General features: G+C 57.7%; 21 protein-coding genes and 1 other RNA gene. 11 read left to right on the top strand and 11 right to left on the bottom strand.

Annotated features, from left to right (window positions below):
• Positions 1-153: 153 nt before the first annotated feature.
• The 5 genes from ASF69_RS10660 to polA form a co-directional block, all read right to left on the bottom strand.
• On the bottom strand, positions 154-1,518 hold the full coding sequence (locus ASF69_RS10660; RefSeq protein ID WP_062587320.1) for a sigma-54 dependent transcriptional regulator: 1,365 nt from the start codon (positions 1,516-1,518) through the stop codon (positions 154-156).
• Positions 1,515-3,338 (bottom strand): sensor histidine kinase, encoded by a 1,824-nt coding sequence (locus tag ASF69_RS10655; RefSeq protein WP_062587319.1) that lies wholly within the window; start codon positions 3,336-3,338, stop codon positions 1,515-1,517. Before ASF69_RS10655 ends, ASF69_RS10660 begins: the two co-directional genes overlap by 4 nt.
• A 185-nt stretch (positions 3,339-3,523) precedes the next feature.
• Positions 3,524-3,709 carry a 50S ribosomal protein L32 gene (gene rpmF / locus ASF69_RS10650; RefSeq protein WP_003507205.1) on the bottom strand — a complete coding sequence of 62 codons (186 nt, stop codon included), beginning with the start codon at positions 3,707-3,709 and terminating at the stop codon, positions 3,524-3,526.
• A 193-nt stretch (positions 3,710-3,902) separates the two neighbouring features.
• Positions 3,903-4,625 (bottom strand): DUF1868 domain-containing protein, encoded by a 723-nt coding sequence (locus ASF69_RS10645; protein WP_062587318.1) that lies wholly within the window; start codon positions 4,623-4,625, stop codon positions 3,903-3,905.
• A 110-nt stretch (positions 4,626-4,735) separates the two neighbouring features.
• Entirely contained in the window at positions 4,736-7,726 is a 2,991-nt protein-coding gene (gene polA / locus ASF69_RS10640; RefSeq protein WP_062587687.1) for a DNA polymerase I, read from the bottom strand.
• 556 nt (positions 7,727-8,282) lie between these two features.
• Between polA and ASF69_RS10635 the strand changes: the two genes are divergently transcribed.
• Together ASF69_RS10635 and ASF69_RS10630 are read left to right on the top strand one after the other, a co-directional pair.
• Complete coding sequence (locus ASF69_RS10635; RefSeq protein ID WP_062587685.1) at positions 8,283-8,726, top strand: MarR family transcriptional regulator; 444 nt, start codon at positions 8,283-8,285, stop codon at positions 8,724-8,726.
• A gap of 73 nt (positions 8,727-8,799) precedes the next feature.
• On the top strand, positions 8,800-10,191 hold the full coding sequence (locus ASF69_RS10630) for a dipeptidase (protein ID WP_062587317.1): 1,392 nt from the start codon (positions 8,800-8,802) through the stop codon (positions 10,189-10,191).
• 437 nt (positions 10,192-10,628) lie between these two features.
• On the opposite strand, the gene ASF69_RS10625 is transcribed toward ASF69_RS10630, so the two are convergent.
• Positions 10,629-10,838 (bottom strand): cold-shock protein, encoded by a 210-nt coding sequence (locus tag ASF69_RS10625; protein WP_045230211.1) that lies wholly within the window; start codon positions 10,836-10,838, stop codon positions 10,629-10,631.
• 504 nt (positions 10,839-11,342) lie between these two features.
• Here ASF69_RS10625 and ASF69_RS10620 point away from each other — a divergent pair.
• A complete protein-coding gene (locus ASF69_RS10620) occupies positions 11,343-11,801 on the top strand; it encodes a YbaK/EbsC family protein (protein WP_062587316.1) in 459 nt (152 codons plus the stop codon).
• A gap of 125 nt (positions 11,802-11,926) precedes the next feature.
• Complete coding sequence (locus ASF69_RS10615) at positions 11,927-14,254, top strand: transglycosylase domain-containing protein (RefSeq protein WP_062587315.1); 2,328 nt, start codon at positions 11,927-11,929, stop codon at positions 14,252-14,254.
• A gap of 107 nt (positions 14,255-14,361) precedes the next feature.
• On the opposite strand, the gene ASF69_RS10610 is transcribed toward ASF69_RS10615, so the two are convergent.
• Complete coding sequence (locus ASF69_RS10610; RefSeq protein WP_062587314.1) at positions 14,362-14,937, bottom strand: cytochrome c family protein; 576 nt, start codon at positions 14,935-14,937, stop codon at positions 14,362-14,364.
• A 148-nt stretch (positions 14,938-15,085) separates the two neighbouring features.
• On the opposite strand from ASF69_RS10610, the gene ASF69_RS10605 reads away from it, so the two are divergent.
• Both ASF69_RS10605 and ASF69_RS10600 read left to right on the top strand, forming a co-directional pair.
• Positions 15,086-15,838: a 3-deoxy-manno-octulosonate cytidylyltransferase gene (locus ASF69_RS10605; protein WP_062587313.1), complete on the top strand. Its 753-nt coding sequence runs from the start codon at positions 15,086-15,088 to the stop codon at positions 15,836-15,838.
• Positions 15,839-15,848: 10 nt separating this feature from the next.
• A complete protein-coding gene (locus ASF69_RS10600; RefSeq protein ID WP_062587312.1) occupies positions 15,849-16,706 on the top strand; it encodes a prephenate dehydratase in 858 nt (285 codons plus the stop codon).
• A gap of 15 nt (positions 16,707-16,721) precedes the next feature.
• On the opposite strand, the gene nudC is transcribed toward ASF69_RS10600, so the two are convergent.
• Both nudC and ASF69_RS10590 read right to left on the bottom strand, forming a co-directional pair.
• Positions 16,722-17,687, bottom strand: coding sequence for an NAD(+) diphosphatase (nudC, locus tag ASF69_RS10595; protein ID WP_062587683.1), 966 nt, complete (start codon positions 17,685-17,687; stop codon positions 16,722-16,724).
• Positions 17,688-17,689: 2 nt separating this feature from the next.
• Positions 17,690-18,094 (bottom strand): HIT family protein, encoded by a 405-nt coding sequence (locus ASF69_RS10590; RefSeq protein ID WP_062587682.1) that lies wholly within the window; start codon positions 18,092-18,094, stop codon positions 17,690-17,692.
• Positions 18,095-18,183: 89 nt separating this feature from the next.
• Here ASF69_RS10590 and ffs point away from each other — a divergent pair.
• The 3 genes from ffs (at position 18,184) to ASF69_RS10575 (ending at position 20,638) form a co-directional block, all read left to right on the top strand.
• Positions 18,184-18,280: signal recognition particle sRNA small type (ffs, locus tag ASF69_RS10585), an RNA gene on the top strand.
• A gap of 139 nt (positions 18,281-18,419) precedes the next feature.
• On the top strand, positions 18,420-20,294 hold the full coding sequence (locus ASF69_RS10580; protein WP_062587680.1) for a DNA polymerase III subunit gamma/tau: 1,875 nt from the start codon (positions 18,420-18,422) through the stop codon (positions 20,292-20,294).
• Positions 20,295-20,314: 20 nt separating this feature from the next.
• The gene (locus ASF69_RS10575) at positions 20,315-20,638 is read left to right on the top strand and encodes a YbaB/EbfC family nucleoid-associated protein (protein ID WP_062587311.1); all 324 of its coding nucleotides are present in this window, start codon (positions 20,315-20,317) and stop codon (positions 20,636-20,638) included.
• Here ASF69_RS10575 and ASF69_RS10570 read toward each other — a convergent pair.
• Positions 20,635-21,249, bottom strand: a complete 615-nt coding sequence (locus tag ASF69_RS10570; protein WP_062587310.1) for an MOSC domain-containing protein — start codon at positions 21,247-21,249, stop codon at positions 20,635-20,637. The two genes, ASF69_RS10575 and ASF69_RS10570, sit on opposite strands and share 4 nt — an antisense overlap.
• A gap of 56 nt (positions 21,250-21,305) precedes the next feature.
• Here ASF69_RS10570 and recR point away from each other — a divergent pair, with 56 nt between their 5' ends.
• Together recR and ASF69_RS10560 are read left to right on the top strand one after the other, a co-directional pair.
• Complete coding sequence (gene recR / locus ASF69_RS10565) at positions 21,306-21,911, top strand: recombination mediator RecR (RefSeq protein WP_062587309.1); 606 nt, start codon at positions 21,306-21,308, stop codon at positions 21,909-21,911.
• 54 nt (positions 21,912-21,965) lie between these two features.
• Positions 21,966-23,231, top strand: a complete 1,266-nt coding sequence (locus ASF69_RS10560; protein WP_062587308.1) for a lytic murein transglycosylase — start codon at positions 21,966-21,968, stop codon at positions 23,229-23,231.
• A 611-nt stretch (positions 23,232-23,842) separates the two neighbouring features.
• On the opposite strand, the gene ASF69_RS10555 is transcribed toward ASF69_RS10560, so the two are convergent.
• On the bottom strand, positions 23,843-24,076 hold a 234-nt coding region (locus ASF69_RS10555; protein ID WP_162238074.1), incomplete at its 5' end, for a hypothetical protein.

The raw sequence follows: 24,076 nt of genomic DNA, 5'->3' as shown, positions 1-24,076 counted from the left end.
GACGCTATTTGCAATTGCCTGGCGCCTTTGAGCAACGTCAAGAAAAGCGAAGCGGAGGAAAAGGGGCATCGTCATGCCGAGAATGGGTGGAAATCGAAACATTGCAGCAAAACATGGGTGGAAATCCACCCATGCAACAGCATTGCAAAAGACTTAGCCCGGTCGTTTCAGGTCACTTCCCGAGAGCTCATCCTTTCTCAATGCATATTTCTGCATTTTTTCATAAAGCGTCTTTCGGGAAATTCCGAGTGTTTCATAAACGGCTTTTAGATTGCCCCGGTGAAGCGCAATCGCCTGCGCCAGGACTGACTTCTCGAATTCGGACACCTTCGCAGCGAGGTTGGAAGAGCCTGCGTCCACATCTGGCGCCTCCTCGCCCGAGCGGCCGTCCAGACCCAGAACCAGCCTGTCGGCGGCATTTCTAAGTTCGCGAACATTGCCCGGCCAGTCCTGCAACGCCAGCGCAGAGACGAAATTCGGCGGCACATCGATGTCATCACGGCCATAGCGCGCCGATGCTTCCCTGACCAACTGCAGGAAGAGAATGGGGATATCGGACCGACGCTGGGCCAGAGACGGGACGTGAACCGTTGCGACATTCAGCCGGTAGAGCAAATCCTGCCGGAAACGGCCCGCCAGCGCCTCCTTTGCAAGATCCGCCTTGCTGGTGGCGATGAAGCGCACATCCAGCTCCACAGTCTCGTTTGAGCCAAGGCGGGTGATCGTACGCTCCTGCAGCACCCGCAACAGCTTGCCTTGCATGTCGAAGGGCATCGAGCCGATCTCATCCAGCAGGACGGTTCCGCCGCGGGCATGTTCGAATTTGCCGTAACGTGGACGTAGCGCGCCGGGAAACGCACCTGCCTCATGCCCAAACAGTTCGCTTTCGATGAGATGCTGTGGCAATGCCGCGCAATTGATGGCAACGAAGGGTCGATCCGCCCGCGCGCTGACATCGTGCAGCGCCCGGGCGACCACTTCCTTGCCGACACCGGTATCGCCTATGATCAGCGTATCGGCATCGGCAGCGCCGATTGCGCGGATCCGGTAGCGCAGATCCACCATTGCCTGTGTGCGGCCGGGCAAGCGGGTCTCGAGATCATCCCGTTTTCCGGCAACCGCGCGAAGGCGGCGGTTTTCCAGAACCAGCGAGCGCCGGTCTATGGCGCGTTTGATGATGCCCGCGAGATACTGGACGCTGAAGGGCTTTTCGATGAAGTCATAGGCTCCATTTCGCATGGCGCTGACGGCCAGCTGCACATCGCCATGGCCGGTGACCAGAATGACGGGAATTTCCGCATCCAGCTCCCGCACCTTCTGCAGCAGGGTCATGCCGTCCATACCGGGCATTCTGATGTCACTGACGATGACGCCATCGAAACTATAGCCGATCAACTCGAACACATGATCGGCATGATCGACGGTGACGACATCAAGTCCGGCAAGCTCAAGGGCCTGGGCCGTGGACAGCCTCAGATCTTCCTCGTCGTCGATCAGTAAAACCCGTGAGGCATTCATTCGGCAGCAATCTCCACCGGCACGTCGGCATCCAGTTCAATGTCAAAGCGGGCACCGCCCTCCGGCAGGTTCGTGACGCTGAGCCGCCCGCCGAAATCCTTGACGATGTTGTAGGAGATGGACAGCCCGAGACCAAGCCCCTTGCCGACACCCTTGGTGGAAAAGAACGGATCAAATATGCGCTCCATGATGGCGGGCGGGACGCCGGGACCGTAATCGCGGACCGACAATGTGACCTTATCTCCCTGCTGGCGAGCTGTGAGTTCAATGCGGCGATCTTCCTGCCCCTGAACGGCATCGGCGGCATTGGAAATGATGTTGACGAGAACCTGCTGCAGCCGGACCGGTCCAGCCTTAACCAGCAGAGGCATCGCGCCGAGATCCATGAGGAGCCGGGCGTCCGCCGCCCTCAATCTGGCATTGACGATTTCCAGCGTATCGCTGACCACGCTCTCGACCGAAACCGGCCCCAGCTTCTCATTGGGTTTTCTGGCGAAGTTGCGCAAATGCTTACCGATGGCAGCCATCCGGTCAATCAAGGCCGAGATGCGCTTGAGATTATCCGACGCCTCTTCCACGCGACCACGCTCTATCAGCAGCGAAGCACTTTCTGCATAGGTCTTGGCCGCCGCCAGCGGCTGGTTGAACTCGTGGGAAAGGGCCGCAGACATCTGGCCGAGTGCCGCAAGCTTGCCAGCCTGGATCAAGTCCTTCTGGGTCTTGCGCAATCGCTTCTCTGTCTGCCGGCGCTCGGCAATCTCATGCTTGATATCGCGATTGACGCGGGCAAGATCGGCTGTGCGCTCCTCGACACGTCTTTCCAGCTCGGCCTGCGCCTCGGCCTGATGAACCAGTCGCTCCCGCAGCCTCCGGCGCCGCTGCAGCATGGCCGCAATCAGCGCGCCGACCAGACACAGGCAAAGCACGATGGCGACCATCGTCGTTTTCACCTGCGTGCGGATGGAGCTCGTATCAATGAGCACATTGACGGTCCAGCCGGCCTCGGGCATGGCCTGCGACAGGGAGATATACTCGCGTTCCTGCTGTCCTTCCTGAATGGTCATCAAAGTCTGGGCGCCGAAGGTGCCATGCGTCACTGCCAACTGTTTCAGGTTGGCGTCCGAGTAGCGCCTTGAGCTCTCCGTCCGGGCGATGCGTTCCGGCGTCAGCGGCTGGATGGCGGCATAAAGCCATTCCGGCGTCCCCGTCATGAAGATGATGCCTTCCGGGTCGTTGACGAAAATCCGGTTCTCGCCGTTGCCGAAAGACGCTTCGATGCCTTCGATATCCACCTTGAAGACGATGACGCCCTTGATATCGCCGTTGAACAGGATGGGAGAGGCAAAATAATAGCCGCGCTTGTGGGAGGTGGTTCCGAGAGCAAAGAACTTCGATTGCTGGCCTTTTGCGGCATCCTGAAAATATGGGCGATAGCTGAAGTTCTGGCCGACGAAACTCGCCGGACCATCATAATTGCTGGCGGCAATCGTCTCGCCATCCAGCGTCATGATGTAGATATCGGATGACTTCAGCAGGTCGTTGATGGATTTGAGGTAGATATTGGCGCGCAGCCGCAAGTTCTGATCATCGGGGTGCGCCACCAGCTCCTCGATATCATCATGATCGGCCATCAAGGCTGGCAGCGGTTCGTAGCGGCTCAGATGTCCGCCAAGTGCCGAGACCGCCAACCGCAGCGTCGTGCCGCCCTGTGCCGCCACCTCATCGAAATAGCTTTCTGCAACCAGATCGCTTCCGCGGGTCAAGGCAATGCCACCAAGGCTGAGGCATACAAGCACAATGCCGATCCAGCGATATTTCACCGGTCTATCCCCTCCACATGCCAGACTTATCGAGCCTGCTCCCACGCAGAAGTCTAGAGCCATTCAGGCGCAAATGGAAACATCGGACCGCGCATATTTTTGTCGGCGCGAGAGGTCAGCACGGGCCAAAACAAAAAAGCCGACCCAAAGGCCGGCTTTCTCGAAAACTGTAGATGGCGCAGAGATTATGCGCTTTCCTTCGGCGTCAGAACCTGACGGCCACGGTACATGCCTGTCTTCAGGTCGATGTGGTGTGGGCGGCGAAGTTCGCCGGAGTTCTTGTCTTCAACGTAGGTTGCAGACTTCAGGCCATCGGCCGAACGACGCATGCCGCGCTTGGACGGGCTTGTTTTTCTCTTAGGTACTGCCATTTGTGTAACTCCAATTCAGCGGGGAAACACGGTAATCAGCCAGAACCAAGGCCTGATGTCTCATGTTTCTTTATTCGGAAATTTGGCGCGCTTATACATGCCTCTCAGGGCTTTGACCAGCCCCGGCACACATTTTTTCAAGAACAGCCGAATCACTGGCGCGATTTGAAGCCAACGCCCCCGGCAATCCGTATCAGACCGGATCGAAAACGATCAATTCCTCAAAATGCTTCATATCGCTGAATTCACAGAATGCTGGGGGACGCAATTCCAGAACGGGCGCGGCCCCGCGCAATTCCTCAAGGCTTTCATCCAGCATTCTTTGCAAGCGGGGCAGAAAAGCCGGTTCAAACCAGCGCATAAGATAAGCGAAGGTGATGTGGAATTCGTAGCTGTCGTGGTCCGGGTGCCGATAGCCGAAGAGATCCGCAAAGGCATCGCGCCAATGCGCCACCGTGCGGTCATCCTCCGCCGTTGCTCCCTTGAGCGTCAGGCCGATGGGCGTCACCCGTATTACCTGCATCGCAAAAGGCGGGAGATCGGGAAATCGCTGCAATTTTTCGAGATAGAAATCCGTCATCCCGGCAATAGGCGTGTCGCTCGGCATATCCTTGGGCCAGTAGGGCCAGTCGCGGCGATATTCGATAATGCCTTGAAAGACTGTCATATGCAGGCTGGAGACGGGGGTGAAGGCCAGATGTGCTCTAGCCTCTGGCAAATCCAGAAGCTTTTGGCGTGTCCTGACAACTGCGCATTGCGTGCGAGAGCCTTCCGCCAGATGGCAGACGACCGTGTTTCCCGGCTCGTGCAGAAACTCGGCATTCAGATTGTAGCGAACACCGAGGTGGCGCGGGGGCCTATCGTTGTTTGCAGCGGAATAAGCGGCGAGATGAGGTGTTACGGTTGGCGCGTGCATGGTGCGAAGGCTCCTGAAACTGGACACCTCCTACGCCCGTCCGGCGACACTTGGATGACATAAAAACCGGATCGGGACAATCAAGCGTTTCCCTGTGAAAGGAAGAGGCTCTAGTGAGCCTCGTCCCAGTTGTCCGCGGCCCTTGCGTCGACCTTCAGCGGCACCCTCATGTCCACAGCGGGCATGGCCGCATTCTCCATGATGGAAACGACGAGTGACAGCGTCTTGTCGATCTCGTCTTCGGCGACTTCGAAGATCAGTTCGTCATGCACCTGCAAGAGCATCCGGGCGGAGAGGTTGCCATCTTCCAATGCGGGTTCGACACGGATCATCGCACGACGGATGATATCGGCGGCGGAGCCCTGGATCGGCGCATTGATGGCGGCGCGCTCGTTGAAGGCGCGCACCGAAGGGTTGGACGACTTGATCTCCGGATAATTGATGCGGCGACCGAAGATGGTTTCAACATAGCCCTTGTCACGCGCAAAGGCCTTGGTGTTTTCCATATAGTCTCGGATGCCCGGGAAGCGCTCGAAATATTTCTTGATGTACTCCCCGGCCTCGGACCTTCCAATACTCAGCTGGTTGGCGAGCCCGAAGGACGAAATCCCGTAGATTATACCGAAATTGATGGCCTTGGCGCGGCGTCGAACCTCAGACGGCATTCCTTCAACGGGAACGCCGAACATTTCGGACGCCGTCATGGCGTGAATGTCGATACCGTTCTCGAACGCGTTTCTCAGCTGCGGAATATCGGCAACATGGGCAAGGACGCGCAATTCGATCTGGCTATAGTCCGCAGACAGAAGCTTGTTACCCGGAGTCGATATGAAGGCCGTGCGGATCTTTCGCCCTTCTGCTGTCCTGACCGGGATGTTCTGAAGATTCGGCTCGGACGACGACAGGCGTCCTGTCGTTGTCGACGCCAGCGAATAGGAGGTGTGAACCCGTTTCGTATCGGCGTGGACGTAGCCCGGAAGCGCATCCGTATAGGTGGATTTCAGCTTGGTCAGCTGGCGCCAGTCCACGATCTTGCGCGGCAGTTCCACGCCCTCGGCAGCGAGGTCTTCCAGCACCTGCGCCGAGGTGGACCATTGCCCGGTCTTGGTCTTGGAACCGCCGGGCAAGCCCATCCTGCCAAACAGGATATCGCCCAGCTGCTTTGGCGAGCCGATGTTGAATTTCTCGCCCGCAAGCTCGTAAATTTCTTCCTCGAAAGCGGCGGCCTTCTGTGCAAGCTCTCCGGAAAGGCGTGAGAGAATCTGGCGATCAACCGTAATGCCGCGCTCTTCCATGCGGGCAAGGACCGGCAGCAGCGGGCGTTCCAGTTTCTCGTAGACGGAAAGCAGGCGGTCCGCGGCAAGCCGCGGCTTCAAGACCATCCAGAGCCGCAAGGTCACATCCGCATCTTCTGCGGCGTAAGCGGTCGCCTTGTCGATATCGACAAAGTCGAAGGTCACGCCCGATTTTCCGGAACCGGCGACGTCCTTATAAGCGATGGGCGTGTGCCCGAGCCACCTTTCGGACAGCGCGTCCATTCCGTGCAATCCTTTGCCAGCTTCCAGCACATAGGACATCAGCATGGTGTCATCGAAGCTCTGCATGACGATGCCGAGCCGCTTTACCAGCAGATAATCATACTTCAGGTTCTGCGCGACCTTGAGGACAGTGGGATCCTCCAGAAGCGCCTTTAACCGCTCAATTGCCTCGCGGGCGGGGATCTGGTCTGGGGCAAGTTTGATGCCATCGCTGAAGAGATCGCCGCCGGACCCTGTCTTGTGGGCAATAGGCACATAGGCCGCAATGATCTGCTGACCGCTCGCATCCTTGCCGTTGTTGGCGATGGCAAGGGAAAAGCCGACGAGTTCGGCCTGCATCGGATCGAGCGACGTCGTTTCCGTATCGAATGCCACGAGACCCGTTTCACGGGCCATGGCAATCCATCTGTCCAGTTCCTCGATGGTGCGGATGGTCTGATAGCTGGTGATGTCAATCTTGTCTGCCGAGAAGATGGCTTCCCTGCTGGATGCAAGCCCGGCGGGCGTCGTGCCTTCCAGTTGCGAAGCAACGGCTGATGCGTTCTCGACAGCGCTCTCATCCAGCGGCATGGTCTCTCCGCCTGCAAGATCTGTCGCGGCTTCCAGATCGGGTCCGTGAGCCGCTGCCCCACGCTCGACCGGTACATGGGCCGCATCGATCACCGCAGCGTCGGCACCCGTTGTTTCGGCAACCCTGCGCGTCAGCGTGGTAAATTCCATCGCCTTTAGGAAAGCGATCAGTTTCGGGCCGTCCTGCGGCTCAAGCACCAGCGCATCGAGCGGCATCTCCAGCGGGACATCGGTTCTCAGCGCCACCAGTTGCCGCGAAAGCCGCGCGAGCTCTGCATTGGCGATGATGTTCTCGCGCCGTTTCTGCTGCTTGATTTCACCAGCCCGCGCAAGCAGCGTGTCGAGATCGCCATATTCATTCAGCAATTGCGCTGCGGTTTTGGGACCGATGCCGGGAATGCCGGGAATATTGTCGGTGGAGTCGCCAGTCATGGCCTGCAGATCGATCATCTTTTCGGGTGCGACACCCCATTTTTCGACGACGTCGGGGATGCTGATCTGCTTGTCCTTCATCGCGTCATACATGTGGACATTGGCAGTCACGAGCTGCATCAGGTCCTTGTCTGACGAGATGATGGTTACGTCAGCACCAACAGCCTCGGCCTGCCGGGCATAGGTCGCGATGATATCGTCGGCTTCAAAGCCTTCCGTTTCGATGCAGGGCAGGTTGAAGGCGCGCGTGGCGTGGCGGATCAGGCCAAACTGCGGCACCAGATCTTCCGGCGGCGCGGAGCGATTGGCCTTGTAGAGATTGTAAAGCTCGTTGCGGAAGGTTTTCGAGGAATAGTCGAAAATGACCGCAAAATGGGTTGGCGTCACCCCGACGTCGGTGTTTCGCGCGTCCTTCAACAGCTTCCACAGCATGTTGCAGAAACCGGACACGGCATTGACCGGCAGTCCATCCGATTTGCGGTTGAGCGCTGGAATGGCATGGAACGCCCGGAAAATGAACCCTGAGCCGTCTACGAGGAAGAGATGATCGCCTTTTTTCATGGGAAGCATGGATAGCGCGCAATGGCGAAAAGGTCTATCGCCGCGATGGCCCGGGCAGCAACATTCTTCATTGGCTTTGACAGTACCCTGCTCCCGTTGAACAAGTCCGATCGCGGGGTTCCGCAGCCCACATGTCAAGCGCGCTGGCGCAGACCAGATTGCGTTGCTTTGGGCGCTGCGACACAGGATTTAAGGCGGCTGGTGGAAGCGCAGCACTGGCCTTTTGCCGCTCACCAGAACGTTACAAATTTGTAATCCGGGCTTCCCTTGAAAAGCCGCATTTGCAGCCTCATTTCTTTGAGGACGGCGACTGATCACGCCGTAGTCTGATTGCAGGCTCGTCCCCCGCCGCGTCAGACCGGACAAAGGCCTACCCCCCTCTCCGGGCCTTTGTCCCTCAATATAAGCGCCATGGCCGTCCCCTCCCGGCCATGGCGTTTTTGCGTCTGGTCCCTGACGATCTTCGGCTGGCACATGCTTCGCGAAAGCCAGCAGGCTTATGCAGCTTGGGTGCAAGATGCCCGGCCTTCCGCCGTACCGTCAGGAAAAGGATGAGATGCGTTTTTCGCGAAACGATTCGGCCACCTATCTTGCCGCTCAACTGGCAAAGACCTTCTCCAGGGCGCTGAACAAACGTGCTGCAGCCCTTGGCTTTTCGCCGGGCCAGTTTCCCATATTGCTTGAGCTCTGGAATGAAGACGGGCTGACCCAGCGTCAGTTGCTGGACCGGGTGGATGTCGAACAGGCAACGCTGGCAAACACTCTCGCACGCATGGAACGCGACGGCCTGATCGAACGCAGGCCGCATCCCAAGGATCGACGCGCGCAGATCATCGAGCTGACGGAGAGGGCGCGAGAACTCGAAACGCAGGCGATATCGGCATCGCAGGCAACCGATGATGCAATGCTTGCAGGGCTTTTGAAATTCGAGCGTTGCCTGCTTATCGAATACATGACGCGCGCCATAGACAACGCAAAAGTCTCTGAACAGAAGAGCTGAAGCCAATTTCCGGCTCGAAACCGATCTGTCTTTGCTCTATCCTGAGCCATTATCAGCATGACAGGATCGCGTAATGACAGACATATCCCCCGTTCTTTCGGCGGTTGACGACAACCTCAAAGCCAGCCTCGAAAGACTCTTCGAACTCGTTCGCGTCAAATCCATTTCCACGGACCCAGCCTACAAGACCGAATGCCGCAAGGCTGCGGAGTGGCTCGTTCGTGACCTCAACGGCATCGGTTTTGATGCTTCCATTCGCGATACCGAAGGGCACCCCATGGTCGTTGCCCACCATGACGGCGCGACACCGGATGCGCCGCATGTGTTGTTTTACGGCCATTACGACGTACAGCCGGTTGACCCGATCGAGCTTTGGGACAATGAGCCCTTTGCTCCCGCATTGAAGGATCTCGGCGAAGGCAGGCAGGTGATCACCGGTCGCGGCACCTCCGATGACAAGGGTCAGTTGATGACCTTTGTCGAAGCCTGCCGTGCTTACGTCCAAGTCCATGGCGCACTGCCGATTCGCGTCACCATCCTGTTCGAAGGTGAAGAGGAGTCCGGGTCTCCTTCCCTGAAGCCTTTCCTCGATGCCAATGCAGAAGAGTTGAAGGCGGATTATGCGCTGGTCTGCGATACCAGCATGTGGGATCGCGAAACGCCTGCAATCGCTGCGGCGCTGCGTGGTCTCGTCGGTGAAGAAATCGTCGTGACTGCTGCCGATCGCGATCTGCATTCCGGGCTCTTCGGTGGCGCAGCTGCCAATCCCATCCACATTCTCTCGGCCATTCTGGCGGGCCTGCACGATGAGACGGGCCGTGTTACGCTGCCTGGCTTTTACGACGGCGTGGAGGAAACACCCACCAACATCAAGGCTTCCTGGGATAGCCTTGGTCGCACCGCAGAGTCCTTCCTGGGTGAAGTCGGCCTGTCCGTTCCGTCAGGAGAAAAGGGTCGCTCGGTTCTGGAGCTGACCTGGGCAAGACCAACCGCAGAAATCAACGGTATCATCGGCGGTTACACCGGCGAGGGTTTCAAGACGGTCATTGCCGCCAAGGCCTCTGCGAAGGTGTCTTTCCGTCTGGTGGGAAAACAAGACCCCGCCGCGATCAGGGAAAGCTTCCGCGCCTATGTTCGGTCCCGCATTCCAGCCGACTGCTCTGTGGAATTCCATGAGCATGGTGGTTCGCCAGCCATTCAGCTTTCCTATGATTCGCCAGCGCTTACCAAGGCAAAGGCAGCATTGTCAGACGAATGGGCCAAGCCAGCTGTGGTGATCGGCATGGGCGGCTCCATCCCCATTGTCGGAGATTTCCAGAAACTGCTCGGCATGGACTCGCTGATGATTGGCTTTGGCCTGACGGACGACCGCATTCATTCCCCCAACGAGAAATACGATTTGCAGTCTTTCCATAAAGGGATCAGGTCCTGGGTGCGGATCTTGTCCGCCCTTGCTCAGAAATGAGCTGAGCCAGCCAAAAGCGCCATCCCTTATCCGGGTGGCGCTTTTTTAGATAAAGGCTGGAAAAACAAAAAGGCCGGGCAAGCCCGACCTTTCATTCCGTTTCAGCAGCAGTGCCAGTACATCCGTGGTCAAAGCGCGTAAAACGGTCTGGTGTTCCAGCGCGGCGCCAACATATTTGCTGTCGCTCGCGTCTTCAGAAACATGATTGCTCCAATTTGGTTAAAATAGAATTAACACAAAGGCCGCGATCACTTTGGTTTCCGCTCTTTCTCAAGAGATTTCCGAAACACCGATGAACCCTATATTGGTAGCCGGTACCGATGTTTCAAGACCAGGGGCCGATTTAACTCTTGCCCGGCGCTGAAAACGAAAAAAGGCCGGGTGAACCCGGCCTTTCAAATAACCCGGATCGGCGCAATGGCCGACCAAAGCCAATATTAAGCAGCGACGATGCTGTCTGCAGACATCTTGCCAGAACGACGGTCCTGAACGAGTTCGTAGGTGATCTTCTGACCATCCTTAAGGCCGTTCAGGCCAGCGCGCTCAACTGCGGAGATGTGAACGAAAACGTCCTGTGCGCCATCATCAGGCTGAATGAAGCCGTAGCCCTTGGTTGCGTTGAACCACTTTACTGTACCAGTCGCCATAACGATGTTCCTTCCGTTGGCAAATTACTTTTGCGCTGAAATTCAGCGCGGGTGTTCTCGAATTTGAAGGAAAGATCGTCGTTTGCGTCTAAAAGACGCCGAAGCTCTGGTCGTCAAACAAATATCGATGGCGAAACACCTAAGGTGGAGACACCGATAAGTCAAGTTTGTTTGAACAAGAACAAAAAAAGCGAGCTGACATCCGTCCCTGCCGGAACATGTCATTGCTCAACCCGATGCGGGATTTGCGGAAGGCCCGGAATGCAAAAACCCGGCGCGGGAGGAGGTGCGCCGGGCTCTTGATACTGACTGACAACTGGGAGGAGGAGTGTTGCCAGTCCAAATCGGGCGACGCTGGGAGGAGGAGTGCGTCGCTTCGATGAGGTGAAAATACAGTATTTCTCGATGGTGAAAAGTCAGAACATTGCACCGCAGCATTGCGCGAAACGCATACCTCGTACGTGCACACTTGCTGATTTGCACATGATCGCCTAAAGAATACGCATGAGCATCGAATCTGTCCGGGCATTCTTTTCCAGCCACGCACCTGAAGTCCCCATTATGGTGACGGAAGAAAGTTCTGCGACCGTAGAACTTGCGGCTGCGGCTCACGGGGTCGAGCCGGCCCAGATCGCCAAGACAATCTGCCTGAGAGCCGGAGAATCTGTTCTTCTGGTGGTCGCGGCCGGAACGAAGCGACTGGACAATCGGAAATTTCGGGACCGTTTCGGTACCAAGCCACGGATGCTTGGCGCAGACGGCGTGGTTTCGGCCACCAGCCACCCCATTGGCGGCGTATGCCCTTTTGGCCTGCCCTCTCCGCTTCCTGTCTATTGCGACATATCGTTGAGAGACTTCAGCGAGGTTCTGCCCGCTGCGGGCGCTACCAACGCGGCTGTTCGCATTTCTCCTGACTTGATGGTACAACTGACTGGCGCCGAGTGGGTAGACGTCTGCGATTGACGGGATCGTGAAGCGCCTGCACCCTTAACCCCACCTTAAATCGCCGCATTTAAGCTTCATCCGCATCAAAAGATGATCAAAAGCAGCGTGCTGTTGCGCCGCATGCAAGGAGCAATTTTCCCGAGATGGCAGGTAATGGCAAATCACGCCAGCGCGTAGAACCTTCTTTCGGGGATTTCCACGAATCCGGCGATGACCTGCGCCTCGACGAAACCGACCGGATTACCGGTACCCGCGGTGCTCGAAAAAAAGCGGACGCATCTGAAGAGCCAAGACAGCAGAAACGTGCGCGCTCTAGCAAAGCCGCCAGCAAGCGGGATCGCAAGGGTGATCGTGCAGGCGGCATAACAGGCTTCGTCCGCTTCTTGTTCTACTGGTGCATCGTGCTCGGTATCTGGGGCGGCATCGCTGTGACAGGAATTGTTGTCTATTACGCGGCGCGAATGCCAAGTGCCAGCACCTGGTCAATTCCAGAACGCCCGCCCAACCTGAAGATCGTGGCCGTCGATGGTTCCGTGCTTGCCAATCGCGGTACGACCGGCGGAGAAGCGCTGTCGCTGGAAGACATGTCGCCCTATCTTCCGCAAGCCGTAATCGCCATCGAAGACAGGCGCTTCTATTCCCACTTCGGCATAGACCCGCTCGGCCTTGCCCGCGCCATCGTCACCAATGTCGTCAGCGGCCGCACCGTGCAGGGCGGCTCGACACTGACGCAGCAGCTGGCGAAAAACCTGTTTCTTTCTCCCGACAGAACAATCGAACGCAAGATCCAGGAAGTGCTGCTGTCTTTCTGGCTGGAGCAGAAATACACCAAGGACCAGATCCTTGCGATGTATCTGAACCGGGTCTATTTCGGTTCGAATGCCTATGGCGTCGAGGCCGCATCCCAGCGTTATTTCAACAAGTCGGCCCGAGACGTCAATCTTGGTGAGGCAGCACTTCTGGCGGGGCTTTTGAAAGCGCCATCCCGTCTGTCGCCAGCACGCGATCCACAGGCGGCGGAGGAGCGAGCCCAGGTCGTCCTGCAGTCCATGCAGGACGTGGGCTTTATCAACGAAGACGAAATCAAGACCGCCATGTCGCAGCCACCAACGAAGGCAAAGCGCTTCTGGTCGGGGGCCGAACACTATGCCGCCGACATGGTCCTGGATGAGGTTCGCGGCCTGATTGGAGAGGTGAAGCAGGATCTCGTCGTTGACACGACAATTGATCTCGACCTGGAAAAGGAAGCCGAAAAGGCGCTTTCCAGCGTGCTGAAAAGCGAAGGCAAGAAGCTCGGCGCGTCTCAGGCGGCATTGGCATCCATCGATGGCACCGGCGCGATCCGCGCGATTGTCGGCGGCGCCGATTATACCGAGAGCCAGTTCAACCGTGCCTCGAAGGCAAAACGCCAACCGGGCTCGGCCTTCAAACCCTTCGTCTACATTGCTGCGCTTGAAAACGGTTTGACGCCAAACTCGGTGCGCAACGACGCCCCCGTGAAGATCGGCAAATGGACGCCTGAAAATTACGACCAGAAATATCGCGGCGAGGTCACACTTGCCACGGCACTGGCCAATTCGCTGAACACCATTGCCGCCCAGCTTGTCATGGAAGTCGGGCCCGAACGCGTGGCGCAGGTGGCACATCGCATGGGGATCGAATCCGACCTTCAGGCCAATGCATCCATCGCCCTCGGCACCTCCGAAGTGTCCCTGCTGGAGCTGACCTCGGCCTATGCGCCCATGATGAATGGCGGCTTCAAGGCGACCCCGCACATCGTCAAGCGCATCACCGACCCGGACGGCAAGGTCCTCTACGAAAACAAATATGATAATCCGCCGTGGGTGCTGAGCGAAGGCATAGCGGCCACGATGAACAGCATGTTGACCGGCGTCATCAACGAAGGCACCGGAAAGGCCGCGCGGCTGAAAGGCTGGCAGGCAGCCGGTAAATCCGGAACGACGCAGTCCTTCCGCGACGCGCTGTTCGTGGGCTATACCAGCACCCTGACCACGGGCGTCTGGTTCGGCAATGATGACGGCACCTCCATGAAGAAGGTCACCGGCGGCGGGCTGCCCGCGAAAGCCTGGAAGGAATTCATGACCGCGGCGCATTCCGGCCTGACGCCCTCACCGCTTTTCGGCCTCGGTGAGTATGGCGCACCAGAGACAGCGCAGCCTGCGACTGAAGCACCTACGGCCCTGCCGCAGTCGCTCAGCGATCTCATTTCCAGTGCATTGGGCGAGAGCAAGGCACCCCTGCCGACAGATTACCCGCCAGCACCCGTCAGTCGCGACCAGACGGCATCCACTCCCGCCTATCCGCCCGCCGATGTTCCGGTCCAGCAGTTTCCGCAGCAGCAATATGGCGGTGGGCCAGTGCCCCCCGCCGACGTCGGCGGCGGCGGTGCCGAGCCTCGACGCCCGGCACAGAAACAGACGACATTGTTCGATGTCCTGATGGGGAACTAAGCGCCGCTCAAGGCTCATGCCGTGAGCGGCTGGAGCAACGACAGATATGCAGCCGCGTCATCCGTGAAAATGAAAAAGCCCGGTCAAACCGGGCTTTTATCGTATGATCAGTTGATCTTTTCGGCGGGCGCGTTCGGATCAGGCAAAGGGGCCGGATTGGCCGACAGTGTGCGCAGATAGGCGATGAGGTCGGCGCGTTCGGTCTCTTTCTTGATGCCGGCAAAGCCCATGGCTGTGCCAGGCACATGCTTCTTTGGCGCTTCGATGAAGTAGCTGAGATGATCGTAATCCCATTTCACTTCACCGCCCTTGGAGAAGTCCTTCATGCCTGCCGAATAGCTGAAGCCTTCGTGACTGGCGATCGGGCGGTTGACGACGTCATAGAGATTTGGGCCGACTTTATTGGGGCCGCCGCTGTCCCCGGTGTGACAGCTCGCACATTTCTTGAAAACAGTCTCACCCTTTGCGGCGTCGGCGCTCGCCAGAAGCTTGGCGATTGGCGTTGCCGCCGCCTCGGGTTCACCGCTTGCACTTTCCGCACCACCAGCCTCTGCAACAATGGCATAGCCTTCTTTCTCGGGTGCTGGCGCATGGAAAATACCTTCCGATGCAATGGACACCGACATCAGCACGAATATCGTGCCCAGAAGCGCACCGACTGCCATGTTAACCTGTGAATTCATTTATTTGCGCTCCCTCACAACCGTTCGCATAAACGGACATCTTGAAATTGCTCGAAAGCTATGGCTTTTGCACAGCCTGCGCAACTTGAATATGCTCCCCGCACCGTGACGTATTGCCACTTTTATTGCGGGATTTGAAGGGTGTTGGATGAATAATCGGTATTTCGAAAAGGCTGTTGTGCTTATTCCGGCACGAATGGCCTCTACCCGCCTTCCGGGCAAGCCTCTGGCGGATATTGCGGGCAAGCCGATGATTGTTCAGGTTGCAATGCGCGCCCGCGAAGCTGGTGCAGAGCGAATCGTCGTCGCTGTTGACGATACGCAGGTTTACGATGCTGTCAAAAATGCCGGTTTCGACGTCATGATGACCCGCCAGGACCACCAGTCCGGCTCCGATCGCATCTATGAAGCCCTTCAGAAAGCCGATCCTCATGGCAACGCCGAGTTCGTCATCAACGTGCAGGGCGATCTTCCGACCATCGAAGCCGAAACGATTCGCGCCTCATTGCGGCCAATGGAAAATGCCTCGACCGATATTTCGACCTTGACCGTGGAAATCACAGACGAAGACGAAAAGACCAACCCCAGCGTCGTGAAGATCGTTGGCAGTCCGATCTCGGACACACGGCTGCGGGCGCTTTACTTTACCCGTGCGACCGCGCCTTACGGTCAGGGGCCTCTCTACCACCACATCGGGCTCTACACATACAGACGCGCCGCGCTGGAAAAGTTCGTAAGCTTGAAACCTTCCGCATTGGAGCTTCGAGAAAGCCTAGAGCAATTGCGCGCGCTTGAAGCCGGTATGAGAATCGACGCCGAGATCGTCAATTCGGTTCCGCTTGGCGTCGATACACCCGCGCAACTCGAACGAGCCCGCCAGATCCTCTCCCAACAGAATTGATGGTAATCACATGAGCAGCAACCGCATCGCCTTCCAGGGAGATTTCGGCGCAAACTCCGATATGGCCTGCCGGGACGTGTTTCCGACTATGGACCCGCTACCCTGCCCGACATTCGAGGACGCTTTCAATGCGCTGGAAAACGGCGAAGCGGATCTTGCGATGATACCGATCGAAAATACGCTGGCTGGCCGTGTGGCCGATATTCACCACCTGCTGCCTGAATCCAGACTGCACATCATTGGCGAATATTTCATGCCAATCCGGTTTCAGCTGATGGTGCTTCCGGGTGTCGCGAAGGACGAAATCAAGACGGTTCACAGCCATATTCATGCGCTTGGACAGTGCCGCAAGATCATCCGCTCGAATGGCTGGAAGCCGGTTGTTGCGGGCGACACCGCCGGCGCTGCAAAGCAGGTATCCGAGCGCGGAGACCGTAGCATGGCCGCATTGGCACCACGGCTCGCCTCAGAACTCTATGGGCTGGATATTCTTGCAGAGAATGTGGAAGACTCCGAGAACAACGTCACGCGTTTCGTCGTTCTTTCCCGCGATGAGGATTGGGCCAAGCGCACATCGGCAGATGAGGTGATCGTCACGACATTCGTCTTCAATGTGCGCAACATTCCTGCAGCGCTCTACAAGGCCATGGGCGGCTTTGCGACGAATGGCATCAACATGACCAAGCTGGAAAGCTACCAGTTGGGCGGCAAATTCGTCGCCACCCAGTTTTATGCCGATATCGAAGGCCATCCGGAAGACGATTCCGTCAGGCACGCGCTTGAAGAACTGCGGTTCTTCTCTGAAAAGGTCCGCATTCTCGGCGTCTACCAAGGCCATCCCATGCGGCGCAAACTCAACAATATCTGAGCCGGGGCCTGGCCCCTACTCGGATTTCCCCCACTCGATCCAGTCACGCATGAGCCGGTGCGCGATTGCGCCCCTTGGTGGGGGCAAGGTGCCATTGGCGTTGCTCGCTTCCAGAAGGGTGGCCACTTCCTGGCGCGTGAACCAGCGGCAATCTTCAAGCTCCGCTTCGTCCCGAGTAATCTCTGACGACAGCGCTTCCGCATAGCAGCCGATCATCAGGGAATGCGGCATGGGCCAAGGCTGTGAGGCATGGTAGCGCACACGTCCGACATCGATGTTTGCTTCTTCGTGAGTCTCGCGACGGACCGCGTCCTCTATGGTCTCACCCGGCTCAAGAAATCCTGCGAGGCAGGAATACATGCCGGGAGCAAAATGCGGTCCACGACCTAGAAGGCATAATTCGCGCTCCAGATCGATTGTCAGCATAATGACGACAGGATCTGTCCGCGGAAAGATCGTATGCTCGCAGGCCGCACAGATGCGCTTGTAACCGCCGATCCGCAGCTCCATCGTCCCGCCGCATCGGCCGCAAAAGCGGTTGTCCGCATTCCAGTTGAGGAGCGATACGGCCTGAGCGACCTCTCCCAACAGTTCCTCGCCAATCAACTGATCGCGATACAGCGTGCGGGCATCCACCGGCTTGTAATGGCTGGCGAGATCGTCCTGCGCGACGCCTAACGGGACCGCAACGCGCGGCTCGCCATTTTCCTTGTAGCCCAGCAGTATGGCATTATCGAAGTCCGGCGAGAGTTCGGCGAGTTCATAGGTGGAGAAGAGGGGATCGAGAATTTGATCCTCATGCTTCAGAACCAGCTTCGCGCCGGAAAACGCCAGCAGATGGGTACCCTCCACCTTCAGCGCCTTGACGACGCAGTCGTCGGTCCGTTTTTCGGCCAGACGGTCAAGACCGTTCTGGGCAAAGGCGGTAAGGGTGCTGGGTTCGGGATGTGGGGAGTTGGTATCGAATATGCTGCTTGAGATCATCAGAGTGCGCCAGCCAGTTTTTTCATGAAATTGCCTCTGTCTTCGTCCTTGTAAGGAACAGGTGTTCCCTGCCCCCAGATCGGGCCCGGCCAGCAGTCATCGCCTTCACTGCGGGCAATGACGTGAATGTGGAGTTGCCGCACGATATTGCCAAGCGCTCCGACATTTATTTTGGTAGCGCCCGTCAATTCCTTCAAGGCAGAAGCGACCTGATTGGTTTCGAATGTAAGCACCGCCTGATCAAGCGGCGTCAGATCGAACAATTCGCTCATCTTCGCGCGCTGCGGTACCAGCACGAGCCATGGCCAACGACTGTCGTTTTGCAGGCGCAGCTGGCACAGTCCAAGCTTGGTAATAAGCACGCTGTCGCGCGCCAGTCTCTCGTCAAGCTGGAATGTGTCCAAGGCGTCCTCCCAATTTGTTTTTCGGTTGATAGCAGTTTTTTGAAGGCTTGGCTTGCATTTGCTTTTATTATTGCCGATATGTGCCTTCGGGAGGTTGGTGGTGGACGAGCCACTCGCCAACCGGGTCAGGTCCGGAAGGAAGCAGCCCTAACGAGCCAGGCACGGGTCGCCGTGCCAGCCTCCCACCTTTTCTTTTTGAAGACGTGCTCAGGTTTCGCCGGGCCAGTTCGGCCTGAAAGCGGGCACCACCCAAAGCATGTCTCGCAAAAGTGTGTAGCGGTTTTGCGACCAAGACATGCGATATGTTCTAACGACTGGCGAGGCAATGAGCGAAACCGGAACCAACACGCCCCAGACCAAAGAGCAGGGTACAGGTTACCGGGTGCTGGCGCGCAAGTACCGCCCGAAAGATTTTTCCGATCTGATGGTTGGTCAGGAGCCGATGGTTCGGACGCTGACCAATGCGTTCGAGACGGGGCGAATTGCGCAAGCCTACATGCTGACGGGCGTACGCGGAGTCGGAAAGACGACCACCGCCCGCATTCTGGCCCGGGCACTCAATTACAAAACCGACGAGATAGACAAGCCAACCATCGATCTGCGCATTCCCGGCGAGCATTGCCAGGCGATCATGGAAGGACGTCATGTCGATGTCATCGAGATGGATGCCGCGTCCCATACCGGTATCGATGACATCAGAGAAATTATCGAGCAGGTGCGCTATCGTCCGGTGTCGGCCCGGTACAAGGTCTACATCATCGACGAAGTCCACATGCTCTCGACGCAGGCTTTCAACGGTCTTTTGAAGACCTTGGAAGAGCCGCCGGAACATGTGAAATTCATTTTCGCCACGACGGAAATCCGGAAGGTACCGATTACCGTTCTATCGCGCTGCCAGCGTTTCGATCTGCGCCGGATCAGCGCTGCGGATCTGGTCGGGCTGTTTACGGCTATCGCCGCGAAGGAAGGCTTCGAGGCCGAACCGCAGGCACTAGCAATGATCGCTCGCGCGGCAGAAGGTTCTGCGCGAGACGGTCTCTCCCTGCTTGATCAGGCCATTGCCCATGGCGGCGGGCGCGTTGAAGCCGAAGCGGTTCGCGGAATGCTGGGCCTTGCCGACCGTGCCCGTATCGTCGACCTGTTTCATCACGTCGCAAAGGGCGATGTTGCCGCAGCTCTCGCCGAATTTACCGGACAATATGAGGCTGGCGCCAACCCGGTCGTCGTGTTGAACGATCTTGCCGATTTTACGCATCTCGTCACCCGCATGAAATATGTCCCTGATGCCGCTGACGATCCGTCTCTTTCGGAAGTCGAGCGTGTCAGGGGTGCGGAATTTGCCGACAGCATCGCTGTCTCGGCCTTGTCCCGCATATGGCAAATGCTCCTGAAAGGCATTCCGGAAACCGAAAATGCATCCCGCCCGGCGGGTGCTGCCGAGATGGTTCTCATCCGGCTATCTCACGCTGCCAACTTGCCCGCGCCTGAAGATGCGGCCCGCCGTTTGCTGGAAATGGCAAATGGTGAGGGAGGCAATGCAAATGGGGCGCCATCCGGTGGCGGCAATGGCGGCGGCGCGCGGGCTTATGCGTCGACGCAGGCCGTCGCATCCGCACAGACGGCTTACGCTTCACCGCAACGCCAGTCCACGCCGCAGCCGACAGCCATGCTTCGTGCCGTGCCCGACAGCCGACCGCAGGATGCAGCAATCTCTGCCCCAAGGCCCGAGGAAAAGCCGGAGCCAAAAGTCCCGGTCAACTCGCTTGAAGATGTCGTGGAGCTTTGCACCAAGAACCGCGATCCGCGCATGAAGGCGCTGGTGCGCAATTTCGTGCGGCTTGTGCGGCTTGAACCAGGCCGGCTCGACATGCGCCTCAGCGAAGGAGCCCCCGGCTCCCTGCCCGGTGAACTTGGTGTGAGACTGAAGGAATGGACTGGTATTCACTGGCTGGTCAGCTTGAGCAAGGAAGAAGGGTCGCCAACGCTTGTCGAAGCGGAAGGCAATGCCCGCGACGCCCGGCTCGTTGATGCCCGGCAGGATCCCGACGTTGCCGCTATTCTGGCACAGTTCCCCGGCGCGAAGATCACCGACGTGCGCATCCGTACAGCGGTGCCGGACGATCTGGAGGTCATCGTGCCGCCCTCTGTTGCCGAATCGAGCGAAGGCGACATTCTTCCGGGCGACGACATAGAATTCTAGGAAAAAACAGGAGTTTCGACATGCGCGACATCATGGGCATGATGGGCAAGGTCAAAGAAATGCAGGCCAAGATGGAGAAGATGCAGGAAGAAATTGCTGCGCTCGAGATCGAGGGAAAATCAGGCGGCGGCCTCGTGACCGTGCGTATGAGCGGCAAAGGCTCCCTCCTCGGCGTCAAGATCGATCCCTCGCTTCTGAAGGAAGAAGAGGTCGAGATTCTCGAAGACCTGCTGGTTGCCGCCCACAACGACGCCAAGCAGCGCGCCGAAACCATCACAGCCGAAAAAACCCGCGATCTCACGGCCGGACTGCCAATTCCACCCGGTATGAAGCTTCCCTTCTAACCGAGATCGAGACTGCGTCGCAGTTTGCAGTGTATTGGGGCGGCGAGAAATCGCTGCCTCGTTTTTTCATCCAGACGCTTGCCAAATGCTGCCATGGTTTCAGCAATCGACACTCTTTCGCCTTCGAAGGCCTCAAAAGAGACAGCGTCTCCCTCTCCGACATCTCCACCTGATATGACACGACAATAGATGCCGGGACGAGCCGCTGCGCTGTAAGTCCGGGCAAAGTGTGGATCGCCCATGCGCGCGCTGAATGTCGCACAGGGAATTCGCGCCGATGTCGCCTCGAGCGTTACCCCGCCGATGACGAAACGATCCCCCACATGGACATCCCTGTTGTCCAAATCCGTCAGCACAAGGTTTTCACCGAACGTGCCGGGATTGACCGGCCTGCCGAGTGTTTCGCTCCACCAGTTCAGTGTCAGCAGCCCTTCGACATAAACGGCCTGATCTACGCCCCCATGGTGCTTGGTGTTGCAGATGGCATCGCCGACGATGCCTTCGGCGTCGATCAGCACGCGGCCAGTGAGCGGCATTTTGAAAATGCCGGTCTTGTAGCTCTTGCCGGGTAGCTTTTCGGCTCGTCCTGCACATACCGCGTGAAGTTTCATCGCTTGGAACTCCTCAAATGATTCCGTTTTGTACTCATATGGGCTAAAAGCACCGAATGGCAAAACGAGTCACCGGTCCTGAAATCGAAAAACTGATCCAGCTTCTGGCGAAAGTGCCGGGCCTTGGGCCCCGCTCGGCCCGGCGTGCGGCACTGCATCTCATCAAGAAGAAGGAACAGCTTCTCGGGCCACTTGGTCTGGCCATGGAAGAAGCCTATCAAAAGGTCAAAATCTGCTCCTGCTGCGGCAATGTGGATACGATTGATCCCTGTACCGTATGCTCCGACGAGCGACGGGACCAGACAGTCATCATCGTTGTGGAAGATGTATCCGATTTGTGGGCCCTTGAACGGGCAGGCGCAATGAACACCGCCTATCATGTCCTTGGTGGCACCCTATCCCCGCTCGATGGCGTCGGGCCGGAAGATCTCAATATCAAGGGGCTCATAGACCGCGTCAGCGCCGGCGGTATCCGTGAACTGATTATTGCCGTAAACGCCACGGTCGAGGGGCAGGCCACGGCGCATTACATCACCGATCGCCTTCAGGATCTTGATGTCAAGATCACGCGGCTGGCGCATGGCGTGCCTGTTGGTGGGGAACTTGATTACCTCGACGAGGGCACGCTGACCGCCGCCCTGCGCGCGCGGACAGCCATCTGACGCATGACCGCGGCCCTTCTGCGCAAATGGATTCAGCCTTGTAAAGGAAACCGAATGCCCTCCAAGACCATCGGCCTCCTCCTCGCAGCGACGGTCTCGCTGCTGTCTCCTGTTGCGAGCTTTGCCCAGTCTGTTCCGACAGGTGCTGCTGCCGCCAGATATGACGCGGATTTCAATATATGGCTGAAGAAGGAGATTTGGCCCGAAGCGCGAAAGGCAGGGATATCCCAGAAGACGCTAGAGGCAAGTCTTACAGGCCTGACGATCAACTGGAGGCTTCCGGACCTCATCGTACCCGGTCAGAAGCCGCCGCAGGAACAGGCGCAAAGCCAGGCTGAGTTCTCATCCCCCGGTGCCTATTTCGCGGAAAAGCGCCTGCAGGGCCTCGCCGCCACAGGGCGCTCGCTCGCTGCCACCCATGCTGCGACCCTTAAGCGGATCGAAGCGACCTACGGCGTTCCAGGAAATATCGTGGTTGCGATCTGGGGTCGCGAGTCAGGCTTTGGACGGGCAAAATTGCCGAATGCCGTCATCGACGTCCTGGCTACGAAGGCTTATGCGTCAACTCGCAAGGACATGTTCCGCGACGAGCTGATCGATGCTTTGAAGATCATCGAAAGAGGCGACATCTCTCCATTCCAGATGATGGGATCGTGGGCTGGAGCGCTCGGTCAACCGCAATTCATGCCGTCAAGCTATCTGAAATATGCCGTCGATTTCGACGGCGATGGCCACAGTGACATATGGAATTCCGTGCCCGACGCACTGGCATCCATCGCCAACTATCTTTCAAAGCGCGGTTGGCAACGCAATCGCGATTGGGGCTTTGAAGTTTCCATACCAAGCGATGTTTCCTGTGCCCAGGAAGGCCCAGATCTCGCCCGCCCAGTGGCCGACTGGACTCGTCTTGGCATCAAGCGGATCTCGGGAAAAGCCTTTCCGTCCAACGATTTGAGTGCGGATGGAATGATGCTGGTTCCAGCCGGACGGCACGGGCCCGAATTCGTGGTGACACCCAATTTTTACATCATCAAGGAATATAACAACTCAGATCTCTACGCTCTTTTCATCGGCAATCTTGCAGATCGCATCGCATACAATGCAGGACCATTTGAAGCAAAATGGGACGATGTCGGTTCCATGTTGCGGTCCGATGTCCTGGCGATGCAAAAGGCGCTGATTAACAAGGGCTATGATGTCGGCAAACCCGACGGCCTTGCGGGCTTCAAGACCAGACGCTCGATAGGTGACTGGCAGTCCAAGAATGGGCTTGAATCAACCTGCTTCCCTGATTCTACCCTGAAAGCGAAACTACGGTAGCTTGGGCAGATCGGGATCACTGGTGAACCCGGCTGGGCTTGCGCTCTTTATAAAACGTTAGACACCCTAAAGATCGCAGCGCTGTTTTCATGGCGGGCCATAGGACTCACGTCGGCTCTTTCCATGCTTCTTGACGGTCCGTCGGATGTCCGGATCGGCTCAGCTTCCTCAAGAGCACTAGTTGGCCGCTCTAAGCTGGGAGTTGACGATCCAACTTCGCGCACCTGCGCTTTGTTCAAGATCACCTATCATCGAACATATTGAACTCTCTCTAAAACATAGGGCGGCTCGAACATGAGCGATCCTTGAACCCACCCGGATGAAACGAATCAACACATTCAAAAATCAAATGAACACCAACCGGTCCGATGCGGCAGATCCGGTACCGGTATGACGAAGGCCGCCCGAGCGTTGCGATCCCGACGGACTGGATGGAGTAGATTCACGGGTGATCAGCTCGCCCTGGAGCTTGCCGCCACCGAGGCGTGGACGGAGGATTTGCAGGACAGGTCCGCCACAGGCTGAAGCAGCGGTTTAAATCCGGCCAGTGTCGATGTTGTTATCCGCAAGCTACTGGTCCTAGCCCGTAACAACGTGGACGGTAACGCCAATCAGCGCGTGATGCCGATCTTGCGCGATCTTGTCCAGCCGATGGTGATGGGGCAAGGCACCCGCCCGGCCCGCAACTGGCGAGCCTGCCGGCGCAAGGCGACATCGCCAACAACATGGCATCCAAGGAGGTTCTCGATCTGGTGGAGCGACATTTCCTTGCCGCAGACAAGCTCCTTAAACTTACCTGCCGCATTAATGTCGTGCCCGACGGCGCGGAACTGCCGATCGTAGGG

It is taken from the genome of Rhizobium sp. Leaf311, from assembly GCF_001423445.1.
Classification (GTDB): Bacteria; Pseudomonadota; Alphaproteobacteria; order Rhizobiales; family Rhizobiaceae; genus Agrobacterium.
Note: the sequence above shows the minus strand (reverse complement) of the source record. Positions and strands in the feature narration are given on the sequence as shown.